Here is a 12458-nt window from a genome sequence, read left to right as displayed (position 1 = left end):
AAATGATCCTATCGAAGCCGGAAGACGAACGAAAACAAAACGAAACACTGGTAACCCTTTCTGTCTGTGATGTGATTCAGGAAGCCGAGGATGTCTGCACCTTTCGTCTGGACAACCTGCAGGGCCAACTGCCGGTTCACAAACCGGGAATGTTTATCAAGGTCTGCCTGGATATCCGGGGCAAAGAAGTCTGGCGGAGTTTTTCCATCAGTTCTTCACCTTTGCGTCCGGAACGAATTGACCTGACGATCAAACGCAACCGAAAAGGGGAGGCCAGCAATTACTTTTTTGAACAGGTGCAGCGCGGCAGTCAGCTTCGTCTGAAAGGACCGTTGGGCCAGTTTTACTATGATCCGGAACACCACACCGAGCCATTGATTCTGCTCTGTGCCGGGATCGGAATCACTCCCATGATGAGCATCGTCCGCTATCTGAATGATTTGCAGGAGAACAGACCCTGCTACCTGTTTTACGGTGCGCGTACACATCGGGATGTCATCTTCGATCAGGAAACACGTCAACTCATGACCCAGTTACCGGGTTTTCATTACTTCCTGACACTTTCACAGCCGGTCCCCCACTGGATGGGTTACTGCGGGCATCTCAACTTCGATTTCATCAGTTCCCGAGTACCTCAGATTCCCAGCTGCCGTTTCTTTTTGTGTGGGCCCCGGGATTTCAATCAGGAATTCCAGGAGCGTCTTGAGGAAATGGGAGCCCCGGCGGAACTGATTCACAGCGAGCAATTCCATAAAAAACGAAAAAACAGTTAACTTATGAGCTTCAACTTCGACGAACAAAACACCGGTTCAGACGCGCCTCTGGATGGGAACAACCCGGCTTCACAGGGAACAGCCACCTGTCATCAGGAATTCGACCTGATTTCACTGCTGCTGGAAGAGCAACAGACTCTGACCGCCGTCGACGAATTTGCCCGTCAGTATGAAGCAGAAGCCCTGCCGGCTCAGTCGCGTTATTATGCGGATCTGATTCCTTCCAAATCACCGCAGTCCGACGAACAGTACGCATTTCAGGTGGACCTGGATCGCTGTTCGGGATGCAAAGCCTGTGTCACCGCCTGCCACTCAATGAACGGGCTGGATGAAAATGAAACCTGGCGCGACGTGGGTCTATTGATCGGCGGGACAAGCCAGGACCCGATTTATCAGCACGTCACCACCGCCTGTCATCACTGCCTGGACCCGGGCTGCATGCAGGCCTGTCCGGTGAATGCGTATGAAAAAGATCCCATCACGGGAATTGTGAAACATCTCGACGATCAGTGCTTCGGCTGCCAGTACTGTACGCTGGCCTGTCCTTACGATGTGCCCAAGTATCACAGCCAAAAGGGGATTGTCCGTAAATGCGACATGTGCAGTCAGCGGTTGACAGACGGCGAAGCTCCGGCCTGTGTGCAGGCCTGTCCGCACCAGGCGATTTCGATTGATATCGTCAATCAAGAACAGGTTCTGGCTGACTCGGAAATCAACACATTTCTTCCCGCAGCCCCCGATCCACAACACACGTATCCCACAACCACCTATAAATCACGCAAGCCGTTTCCGCGGAATACGCTGCCGGCGGACTACTATTCTGCCCGTCCACAACATGCACATCTCCCTCTGGTGATCATGCTGGTGCTGACACAACTGTCTGTTGGTGCCTTTTTCACCGGCTCCGTGCTGGAGTACTTTCTCAGTGCGGAGACCACATCGGTGATGGTACGCCTCTCAGCGACGACAGCCTTACTCTTTGGTTTGCTGGCACTGGGGGCCTCCACGTTGCACCTGGGGCGTCCTTTGTATGCCTTCCGTGGTATTCTCGGACTCAAGCATTCCTGGTTGAGCCGGGAAATCCTGGCCTTTGGTGTGTTTGCCGGTGCGGCGCAGGTCTATGCCGGCCTGACCTGGTTTGCCGGATCACTGTTACCCCGTTGGGAGGTCTGGCAACCAGCCGCGGGCTGGCTGGTCAGTGCCCTGGGGGCAGTTGGGATCTTCTGCTCCATCATGATCTATGTCTTTACCAAACGTGAATTCTGGAGTTTCGAAGCCACCACAACCAAGTTTGTGCTCACCGCGGCGCTGCTGGGGATTGCCTCCACCTGGGTGGTCATTTTCGCCTTGAATCTGACAGTCAATTCTGCCGCGACCAATCTGCTGCTGGCACAGGCCGGACCGATTCTCTCCAAAGCACTAATTGTGACGACCGTGCTCAAACTGGGTTTTGAAGCTTCTATCTTCCGGTATCTGCTGCGGCGTCAGAACTCGCCTTTAAAACGTTCTGCGTTGCTGATGAGTGGTGAACTCTCCAGCGTGACGCTGGCCCGTTTTGCCTGCGGTATTTTAGGAGGCATTCTGATGCCTCTGTTCCTGCTGAACCAACAGACGCAACCGGTTCAGAACCTGACTCTGTTTTTTACTGTTAGTATTTTATTCATAGCCTGTTTAGCTGGTGAACTCCTCGAACGTTATCTGTTCTTCTCTGCGGTAGCCGCTCCCCGCATGCCTGGTGTGATCCACTAAATTACTCGGACAGGACTCGGTGTTTCGATGTCGATTATCGATCAATCAAAATTAAGCTCTCTGATTCATCAGAAAGAGGGCCATCTTACCAGGGAATTACTGCTCTCACCCGGCGGCTTCGGTCTGGGCAAAGTCCCTGAGAAAAATTTACCCGATGCGACCACTCAAATGGTCTGCGGATTCTGTGGTACCGGATGTAATCTGAATATTCATCTGAAAAACGGCGAGGGAGTCTGCATCAGTCCCACGACCGAATATCCCGTGAATCTGGGCATGGCCTGTCCCAAAGGCTGGGAAGCACTGTCGGTGCTCGATTCGCCGGATCGGGCCATCAGCCCGCTGGTGAAAAAGTCTCCCAATCATTGGGAGCCGGTCGACTGGGATTCCGCACTGAGCCTGTTTACCAGTAAATTCAAAGCCATCCAGGAAAAGCATGGCGACGAATCGGTCGCGTTCCTAAGCACCGGTCAGATGGTCACCGAGGAGATGGCTTTCCTGGGCGCGCTGGCCAAATTCGGAATGGGTATGAAACATGGAGACGGCAACACGCGTCAGTGCATGGCTTCAGCGGTGACTGCTTACAAGCAGTCCTTCGGCTTCGATGCACCACCATTCACTTACCAGGACCTTGAAGAATCAGACGTACTGGTTTTTGTGGGCGCGAATCCCTGTATCGCGCATCCGATCATGTGGGAACGTGTGATGCGGAACCCCCATTCGCCTCAGATCGTTGTTGTCGACCCGCGGAAGACGGAAACCGCGATGCAGTCGACATTGCATCTGCAGATCGCTCCCAAATCAGACCTGCCTCTGTTCTACGGAATTGCCCAGTTACTGATTCAGAAGGGATATGTCGATGCGGACTACGTGCGGGCACACACGGAAGACTTTGACGCATTCAAAGCCCATGTGCGCGATTATCCGCTGGATCGCATCACTGCTGAAACCGGCGTCAGCCAGGAAAAGATTGAACAGTTGGTCGAACTGATTCACACAGGCAAACGGGTTTCGTTCTGGTGGACCATGGGGGTCAATCAGAGTTACCAGGGAGTGCGTACCGCCCAGGCGATCATCAACCTGGCATTGATGACGGGGAACATCGGTCGGCCCGGCACTGGTCCCAATTCGATTACTGGTCAGTGTAATGCGATGGGATCGCGTCTTTTCAGTAATACCACCAACCTGCTGGGTGGTCACGACTTCCTGAATGACCGCCATCGGGCGAAGGTTGCAGATATTCTCGACATTCCCGTGGATCGGATTCCCGCTGAGAACAGTCTGCCTTACCATAAGATTATGGAAGGGATTCTGGCTGGTAAAATCAAAGGCCTGTGGGTTATCTGTACGAACCCCGCGCATTCCTGGATCAACCAGGGACAGGCCCGCGACATTCTGGACCGGCTCGATTTCCTGGTGGTACAGGACATGTATCACAACACCGAAACGGCGCGTCATGCCGATCTCATCCTGCCTGCTGCAGGCTGGGGCGAGAAAGAGGGGACCTTCATTAATGCAGAACGTCGCATCGGTCGGGTCAAACGCATCAAACGGGCACCGGGACAGGCGTTGTCTGATTTCTCTATCTTCAAACTGATCGCCCAGTACTGGGGCTGCGGTGAAATGTTCTCTCAGTGGAGTTCTCCCGCGGAAGTTTTCCAGTTGATGAAAAAACTGAGTGCCGGCCAGGCCTGTGATTTCTCCGGGATCGAAGACTATACCGCCATCGAAGAGCAGGGGGGAATCCAGTGGCCGTTTGCAGCCAGTGAAACGGAACCACCACAACAGCAACGCAGACTGTTCGAGGATGGTCGCTATTTTCACGAGAATGGTCGGGCGCGGTTTATCTTTTCTGAACCGACCAGGATGCCGGAAGCGCCCAGCGAACAGTATCCTTTCGTCTTATTGACGGGACGGGGCACTGCCTCCCAGTGGCACACACAGACCCGCACTCGGAATTCCGATGTCCTGCGGAAGCTGTATCCCAATCGGATTTATGTAGAGATCAATCCGGAGGACGCGCAGAAGCACTCCGTTCAACCTAATGACCTGATCTTTGTGGAGTCACAACGCGGCCGTCTGAAAGCCCGCGCGTTTATTACCCAGTCGGTCCAACCGGGACAGCTTTTCATTCCCATGCATTATGAAGAGACCAACCAGTTGACCGATGCCGTCTTCGATCCGCACTCCAGTCAGCCTTCCTATAAATGTTGTGCTGTGCGGATTATTAATGAGTGACGCCCCCGGAAGACTGGATCGATTTCTTTCCAGGAATCAGGAACATTTCTCCCACACGTGACCTGTCTGGCCACGCATCCGCATACTGGCACTTAAGCACAATCTGCCCCTTCGGCTCCATTTCTGCAAAATATCATCCCCGCGTCGGTAGAACCGGAGTTTGTATTAAATTGCGCTAAAAAGTCCCGGCGATTACCGATACCCCTCTATAAGCACTTGCGGGAAATTACCTCAGACAGTGCGCGCTGCATGTGAGACGATGACACCCCCTCATCCATTGAATTTCATAAACCGGGCCCATGAATTTACTGCAAACTCAATCCATGCATCTCAAGGCGGGTATCTTCTGTTGTCTACTGCTGTTTGTCGCTCCCGTATTTGGTCAGGGAGTGCCTCCTGCACCGGGCTGCGACCAGGAGCCGGGACAATGCGTGAATACCCCGGATTGCACCTCCTGCGTTCCAGAGATCAATTACTGGGTCGTCAGTTCGCGTTGCTGTATGCAGAAGAGCAAGTGCTGCTGTCCCTGCTGCGAGTTTGATGTCTATCACTCAGACGAAGCCGGGCAGGTTTCAACACAGTCGATGGAGAGTCTGCTGCAGTCCCTGGATCCGAATGCCCCCATCTGCATCATGGTGCATGGGAGTTTCGTCAAATGGGAGAGCGTACTCCTCGATTCCTATAATACGTATCTCTGGCTGAGAAACGCGGCCCCGCAGCTGCCTTTAAATGTAATCTTCTTTACCTGGCCCAGTGATGATACAACGACGAAGATTGTTCCCGTTGATGTCAATATCCTGGGGAAACGGGCTGAGTATAACGGCTTCTATGTTTCACGACTGATCGCCGAACTGCCGCCCCACCACCCGATCAGCCTGCTGGGTCACAGTCACGGTGCCCGTGTGGTCGCTTCTACAATGCACCTGATTGGCGGTGGATCGATTCAGGGAGTTTCCCTGCAGGATTGTGGACTGCAAATCTGCTGCAATTGTCGGCACTTCCGCGTCGTCTTTGCTGCTGCGGCGATCAATCACAACTGGCTGAACCCCGGGGAGCGTTATGGCTGCGGATTGAACTGCACTGACTGCCTGGTCAACCTGAGAAACCATAAGGACCGGATTCTGCGGTTCTATCCGATACTCGCGCCGATCTCACGTCGGGCGCTTGCCAAGACCGGCTTTACCTGGCTGGACCGTCGTAAACTGGGAGATGGCGTCAACCGCGTCCACGATATCGACGTCTCACAGTGTGTTGGGGGAGGCCACATGTTCCCTAACTACTACAGCCACCCGCAAATTGCGGAAGCCATCGTGCCGGCCATCTATTTCAGCAACTGAAAACACTGTACATTTACGCCTGCCAGACCTCACTGTTTACTGTCACGCCCTGACTGATACTCAATGCTGTCCGTCACACGAGCCGTCAGAAACCGCGAATTTATTTTGCATCTCTCGTGAAAGCGGAGTATTCTGACGGATAATTAATCCGCCCTGGGACAGATAAATACCCCCTATCCACTTGCCATAATGGGACTTATGTCTTCCCAGTATTCTTTGTGGATCTTTCAGAATTATTCGAGATTCTGAAAATAAATCCGCCTGCTCGTGCATCGTTGTTACTAAAAGCCGTGGTTTTGTTATGTAAACGGGAGTAGATATTGGCCACCGGTAACGATGGCAAGCTCGCCCCCGAGATCGTCCATCAACTGTTTGAGACACATGCAGGCGAATTGCGCGCTTTTTTGACGGGTATGCTCCGCAACCATGATCTGGCAGATGAAGCATTCCAGCTCACCTTTTCCAAAGCACTCCAGTCAGGAGGTCAGTCTCGGGAAGAGACCCGCAAGGGCTGGTTGTTTCGTGTCGCCTACCATGAAGCGATGGCCCTTATCCGTCGCGATAAAATCCACAGGAAGTCACTGAACGATCTCAGTCAGATGACCAGCCAGTTCTGGGACGAGGCACCAGATCAGCGACTTCTGGATCACGAAAACCAGGAACAGATCCGACAGGCCCTTGAAAGCCTGCCAGACAACCAGCGGGTGATTGTCATCGCCCGGATTTACGATAACAAGACCTTCAAAGAGATCTCGGAAGAACAGGAGGTCCCTTTGGGAACGGTGCTCACCAGAATGAGGCTCGCGATTCAAACACTGTCCCGGCAATTGAACTCACCCTCGGATGATTCCTGAGTCTCACTTGCCCGCCACTGTTTAAGATGACCGCTATGAATAATTCACCTGACAATTTGAATGCAGATCAAACCGGCGACCTGGAATGGCTGGCGTTTCAATACGTGGCCAATGAGCTTTCGGAGCAGGAGTGCCTGCAGTTCGAATCCCTGCTGGCCGAAAAGCAGTCTGCCCGCGAAGCACTGGCTCATGCCACTCAGCTGGTTGCCGGTCTGAAGTCCATCGCGGCCCAACCTGCCGGGCAGGAGACAGTCGCTTCTGCTCAACAGCCGGTCGCGACCTCAACTACCCGTTGGGCCTTCTGGGGACTGCTGACCACCGCCGCCGCTGTAGCGTTGCTGGTTCCCAGTCTGTTCAAATCGACTGGCACCACGGACAACCCCACGATTCCCACCGCTCAGGCCGAACCTTCTACTGAAGACGCCGAATATTTACTGAGCCTCTGGGCTGAGTCTTCCCAGGAAAGCAACGTCGCGCTCACCTCGAACATGAATACGGAAACGGTCGAATTCAGCGATCAACAGAATGTGCTCGCTGACAACCAGTCCCTGGAAGTTCCAGACTGGCTCTACACGGCTGTATCACTTCCGGAAGAAAGCGTTAATTGAGCATGCGAAGTATGAACCGTTTCACCGCCGATCAATGTCCGCTCCTGACCGGGGTCTGTCTGTTCTGCCTGACCCTGATCACCGGCAGTACGCTCTCCGCGGAAGATCCCCGGGCCTCTGATACCGTCAATGTTTCCAAAGAAGCATCGAAGAAAGCAGGGGACAAAGCAGACGGTGCCCGGAAAGAACCCAAAAACGCTGGTGCACTCTCCCCGGAGCGTGAAAAACAGGCGTTGGAGTTTGCCCGCTCGCATCACCCCGAGCTTGCCGAACTGATCGAACGACTCAAAAAACATCGTCCCCGTGAATACCGTCGGGCCGTCCGTGACCTGGATACAACACTGACCCGTCTCGAACGGTTCAAACATCGGGACGGCGAACGCTATCGCCTGACACTCGAACGCTGGGAAGTCGATTCCCGCATTCGTCTGCTGGCGGCCCGGGTTTCGATCAAGGGGAGCGATGCAGACCAGGCGGAACTCAAATCACTTTTGAAGCAGCGCGTGGATCTGCAGCTGGAACTGTTGCAGCACGATAAGAAATCCGCAGAAAAGCGTCTGCAGAAACTGGAGAAATCCATCTCCGAGATGGAACAGAACCGGGACCAGCTCGTCGATGCCGAGCTGAAACGTATTAAGCGAAATCTCAAGAAAACCAAGTCCAAAACAAGCGACAAAAAGTAACCGGATTACCTTTTGACAGACACAGTTGTCTTCCTTATTGCAAGGTGTGGTATGAAATCACTCAAACTCTATCGTAGTGTTTACTCTCTCACAGCAGGTATGCTGGCGCTGTTTTCCCTGACAGCGACCGCAGCAGAATCCGATCAGGTGAAACAGCCGGTCGATCAGCGGTATGCTGATGAATCCACCCAGGAAGTCCCCCAGTTCCAGCAGCACGTCGTGCCCTTGCTGGGGAAACTGGGCTGTAACGGCCGCGCCTGTCACGGTTCGTTCCAGGGCAAAGGCGATTTCCGTCTGTCTCTGTTCGGTTACGACTTCGTCATGGACCACAAAGAATTGACCAACGCCGAAGCTGACCGGGTCAACATGAAAGAACCCGGCAAAAGCCTGATCATTCAGAAGCCTCTGAATGAAATCGAACACGAAGGGGGCAAACGTTTCGAGCTCAACAGCTGGCAACATCGCCTGCTAACCCGCTGGATTGCCGGCGGTGCACAGGGAGTACCCAAAGACGCACCGAAGTTCGATCGCCTGGAAGTCACTCCGAATGCAATTCAGTTCAGCAAAGAAGGGGAAACCGTTCAGCTGAAAGCAGTTGCCGTCTGGTCTGATGGTACTCGTGAAAACGTAACACCCATCTGCCGCTTCCAGACGAACAACGAGCAGATCGCAACCATCGATGAAGAAGGTCTTGTCACTTCCAACAAACCAGGCGATACGCACGTGGTCGTGTTCTACGATGCCGGCGTGATCCCCGTTCCCGTACTGCAGCCCGTTTCCGATCAGTATGGCGACAAGTATCCACAGGTTGCTGCCTCAACCAAGGTCGACAAGCTGGTCGTCAACAAACTGCAGAAACTGGGTGTGGTCCCCGCAGATCTCTGTGATGACACCGAGTTCCTCCGCCGCGTCAGCCTGGATCTGTCCGGAACATTACCCGCACCGCATGAAGTGGAAGCCTTCCTCAAGAACACCTCCCCCAACAAGCGTGCTGAGAAGATTGACGAGTTGCTGGAAAGCCCCGGCTACGCTGCCTGGTGGACCACCAAGCTCTGCGACTTCACTCAGAATAACTATGATGATCTGATCAACGTCGCTCCCGTTCGCGATAAACCGAGCCAGGAATGGTACGACTGGATTAAAAAACGTGTTACAGACAACGCTGGCTATGACGACATTGTCGAAGGCATCCTGCTGGCCACCAGCCGGGAAAAAGGGGAAGACTTCGATCAGTTCACCAAAAACATGAACGCAATTTACCAGGACAAACCAGGGCAGGATTTCGCTGATCGCGAACATATGCCTTACTACTGGGCACGGCGGAATTTCCGTAACCCAGATGACCGGGTACTCGGATTTGCCTATACCTTCCTGGGGATTCGCATTCAATGTGCCCAGTGCCATAAGCACCCCTTTGACCAGTGGACCCAGAACGACTTCAAAGAATTCCGCGGCTTCTTTACCCGCGTCAACTTCGGCGTCAATCCCGAGTCACGCGATGAATATGCGGCGATGGTCGAAGAGCTGGGTGCAGACAAGCTCCGCGGTAACCAGTTACTCCGTGAGCTGAATAAGCAGGTCAACAAAGGGGAAACCGTACCTTTCATGGAAGTGTATGTTCCCAAGGCCCGTCCTGCGAACAAGAATCAAAATAAGAACAAAAACAAAAAGCAGCGTCGACAGGGACGTAACCAGAGCCCGGCAACCGCCAAGCTCCTGGGAGCCGAAGTCGTCGAGATCAACGAAATGGATGATCCCCGCGCTGCGTTGATGGAATGGTTACGTCGGGAAAACAACCCGTTCTTCGCGAAAGCATTCGTGAACCGTGTCTGGTCTGCCTATTTCAACCGGGGCATCATCGAACCGGCTGACGACCTGAACCTGGCCAACCCTCCGAGCAATGCTCCGCTGCTGGATTACCTTTCTCGTGAATTCGTGAAACACGATTACGACATGAAATGGCTGCACCGGGAAATCGCCAACAGCGACACCTACCAGCGCAGCTGGAAGACCAACCCGACTAACGAACTCGATGAAGTCAACTTCAGCCACTACATTCCTCACCGGATGCCGGCGGAAGTGCTCTACGATGCGATTCACCAGGCAACCGCTTCAGATGATGCCATCGACAGCATGAAGAACAGTGTCGGCGAACGGGCTATCGGCATCGCAGCTTCGGGTGTCCGCAACCGGGCTCTCCGCGATAAGCAATACGCGTTGACGATCTTCGGACGCTCGACCCGGGAAAGCAACTGTGACTGCGATCGCTCTGTCGATCCCAGCCTGCTGCAGACCATGTACATCAAGAACGACAACGATGTGTATTCCGCCATCAACCGCTCCAACAGCAGCTGGCTGTTCCAGGTGGGACAGCAACTGGGAGCCGTTGAAGCTAAGAATGCTCAGAAAACTCGCATGAACGACCGTGCCGATCAGCTCAAAGAGCAGGCTCAACAGTTGAAACAGCGGGTTGCCCAGCTCAAGAAGCAGGAAGATAAGAAAAAGCAGCTGCAACAGGCTCAAAAGCGTCTGAAAAATCTGACTGCAGAACTGAAGAAAGTCCGACAGAACGCAGGTCGTGCCCAGAACAGTCCGGCCAAGGTGCAAACCCTGGAAGAACCGATCTCCGCAGAGAAAACCGAAGAGATCATCACCCGGACATACCTGCGGAGCCTGAGCCGTTACCCTACGGAACAGGAAACCGAGTCTGCGAAGAAGTACATCGAAGAATCGAAAGACAAAATGGCTGGTATTTACGACCTGATCTGGGCCGTACTGAATACCAAAGAATTCATGCTGAATCACTAAACCGCTTCAGCAGACAAGAACCATATTCAAACAATTACATCCACACACAGCCTGAACGCCGTGATTCAGGCACCTCATTCTGAAAGGAACTCTAATGGCCGTATCTATGACATGCGATGGAGTGAAGCGCCGCGACTTTTTGAAAATCGGGACGCTCGGTTTCACCGGGCTGACTCTCTCCTCTTATCTGCGGATGGTGGATGCCGGCGAAGCAAAACCGAAGCAGGCGACTTCCGCCATCTTCATCGAGCTTTCCGGCGGTCCTTCCCACATGGATACTTTCGACCTCAAACCGGAATCATCCAGTGAATACCGGGGCGAATTCAAGCAGATCAAAACGAATGTGAGTGGCATCGAGATCTCCGAGCATCTGCCCAAACTGGCTTCCTGCATGGATAAGTACGCTCTGCTGCGGGGTGTCTCTCACTCCGTTGCCGCGCATGCTTTGGGTCGCGAGTATGTCAACACCGGCAGCCGTCCGCTGCCTTCACTGGAATACCCGGGATATGGTGCGGTCTTCACCAAGGAATATCCAGGACCGGCTAACCTGCCACCTTATGTTTCGATTCCGAACTCCACTCAGAAGCCAGGCTTCCTGGGAGTGAAGTACGCTCCGCTGAATACCGGTGCGACTCCGCGTCCCGGTCAGCCGTTCAACGTGCGTGGCATTTCGCTGCGTTCAGGATTGACCGTCGAAAACATCGAACGCCGCGAGACACTGCTGCGGGATATCGACCAGACTTTCAACAGCCTGGAAAAGAATTCGCAGTTGATCGAAGGTCTGGATCGGTTTGGACAGCAGGCGCATGCCATCATCACTTCCAAGCGTGCCCGTGATGCCTTCGACATTTCGAAAGAATCGCCGGCATTCACGAAACAGTTCGGCGAATCAAGTTTTGGTCAGAGCTGTCTGCTGGCATCGCGGCTGGTGGAATCTGGAGTGCGGTTCGTCACGGTCTCCATGGGGGGCTGGGATACACACCGCAACAACTGGGAAAGCCTGGAAAACCGCCTGCTGCCTCCGTTCGATGAAGGGCTGTCTGCTCTGTTCAACGGACTGGCTGAAAAGGGTCTGCTGGAAACCACTGCAGTGTACGTCACCGGGGAATTCGGACGTACTCCCAAGATCAACACGCAGCGTGGCGGACGGGATCACTACCCCCGTTGTATGTTCATGCTGATGGCAGGTGGCATGGTCAAAGGCGGCCAGGTCATCGGCAAGAGTACCGCCAATGGTACCGAGCCTGCTGACGCCGGTCGGTCTCCCGACGATGTCGCTGCTTCCTTCTACCACAACCTGGGAATTGACTTTACCCGGGAATACCACACGAACACCGGTCGTCCGATCACAATCGTACGCGATGGTTCCGTGATTAACGAACTGTTCAGCTGAAACTGAGCATTGGTTTCA

9 protein-coding genes are annotated in these 12458 nt (G+C 53.8%); all 9 read left to right on the top strand.

All coding sequences use genetic code 11. From position 1 onward, the window contains the following. Positions 1 to 2: 2 nt before the first annotated feature. Positions 3 to 773, top strand: a complete 771-nt coding sequence (locus FYZ48_RS11260; protein ID WP_149340374.1) for a ferredoxin reductase — start codon at positions 3 to 5, stop codon at positions 771 to 773. Positions 774 to 776: 3 nt separating this feature from the next. Beyond that, the gene (locus FYZ48_RS11255) at positions 777 to 2522 is read left to right on the top strand and encodes a DmsC/YnfH family molybdoenzyme membrane anchor subunit (protein WP_149340372.1); all 1746 of its coding nucleotides are present in this window, start codon (positions 777 to 779) and stop codon (positions 2520 to 2522) included. 27 nt (positions 2523 to 2549) lie between these two features. Next, entirely contained in the window at positions 2550 to 4757 is a 2208-nt protein-coding gene (locus FYZ48_RS11250) for a molybdopterin oxidoreductase family protein (RefSeq protein ID WP_149340370.1), read from the top strand. A gap of 299 nt (positions 4758 to 5056) precedes the next feature. Beyond that, entirely contained in the window at positions 5057 to 6094 is a 1038-nt protein-coding gene (locus FYZ48_RS11245) for an alpha/beta hydrolase (RefSeq protein WP_149340368.1), read from the top strand. A 320-nt stretch (positions 6095 to 6414) separates the two neighbouring features. After that, positions 6415 to 6948: an RNA polymerase sigma factor gene (locus FYZ48_RS11240; RefSeq protein WP_187781975.1), complete on the top strand. Its 534-nt coding sequence runs from the start codon at positions 6415 to 6417 to the stop codon at positions 6946 to 6948. A 35-nt stretch (positions 6949 to 6983) separates the two neighbouring features. Then, the gene (locus FYZ48_RS11235) at positions 6984 to 7556 is read left to right on the top strand and encodes a hypothetical protein (RefSeq protein ID WP_149340364.1); all 573 of its coding nucleotides are present in this window, start codon (positions 6984 to 6986) and stop codon (positions 7554 to 7556) included. An 11-nt stretch (positions 7557 to 7567) separates the two neighbouring features. Further along, positions 7568 to 8239, top strand: a complete 672-nt coding sequence (locus tag FYZ48_RS11230; protein WP_149340362.1) for a hypothetical protein — start codon at positions 7568 to 7570, stop codon at positions 8237 to 8239. Positions 8240 to 8290: 51 nt separating this feature from the next. Further along, positions 8291 to 11047, top strand: a complete 2757-nt coding sequence (locus tag FYZ48_RS11225) for a DUF1549 and DUF1553 domain-containing protein (protein WP_242022581.1) — start codon at positions 8291 to 8293, stop codon at positions 11045 to 11047. A gap of 94 nt (positions 11048 to 11141) precedes the next feature. Continuing rightward, positions 11142 to 12440 carry a DUF1501 domain-containing protein gene (locus tag FYZ48_RS11220; RefSeq protein ID WP_145185112.1) on the top strand — a complete coding sequence of 433 codons (1299 nt, stop codon included), beginning with the start codon at positions 11142 to 11144 and terminating at the stop codon, positions 12438 to 12440. The last annotated feature ends 18 nt before the right edge of the window (positions 12441 to 12458 follow it).

Source organism: Gimesia chilikensis, assembly GCF_008329715.1.
Taxonomy (GTDB): domain Bacteria; phylum Planctomycetota; class Planctomycetia; order Planctomycetales; family Planctomycetaceae; genus Gimesia; species Gimesia chilikensis.
Note: the sequence above shows the minus strand (reverse complement) of the source record. Positions and strands in the feature narration are given on the sequence as shown.

Bases quoted from the DNA above. Each gene is read 5' to 3' on its own strand.
- FYZ48_RS11220 (WP_145185112.1), top strand. From the start codon at position 11,142: ATGGCCGTATCTATGACATGCGATGGAGTGAAGCGCCGCGACTTTTTG.
- FYZ48_RS11235 (WP_149340364.1), top strand. From the start codon at position 6,984: ATGAATAATTCACCTGACAATTTGAATGCAGATCAAACCGGCGACCTG.
- FYZ48_RS11245 (WP_149340368.1), top strand. From the start codon at position 5,057: ATGAATTTACTGCAAACTCAATCCATGCATCTCAAGGCGGGTATCTTC.
- FYZ48_RS11230 (WP_149340362.1), top strand. From the start codon at position 7,568: ATGAACCGTTTCACCGCCGATCAATGTCCGCTCCTGACCGGGGTCTGT.
- FYZ48_RS11260 (WP_149340374.1), top strand. From the start codon at position 3: ATGATCCTATCGAAGCCGGAAGACGAACGAAAACAAAACGAAACACTG.
- FYZ48_RS11255 (WP_149340372.1), top strand. From the start codon at position 777: ATGAGCTTCAACTTCGACGAACAAAACACCGGTTCAGACGCGCCTCTG.
- FYZ48_RS11250 (WP_149340370.1), top strand. From the start codon at position 2,550: ATGTCGATTATCGATCAATCAAAATTAAGCTCTCTGATTCATCAGAAA.
- FYZ48_RS11225 (WP_242022581.1), top strand. From the start codon at position 8,291: ATGAAATCACTCAAACTCTATCGTAGTGTTTACTCTCTCACAGCAGGT.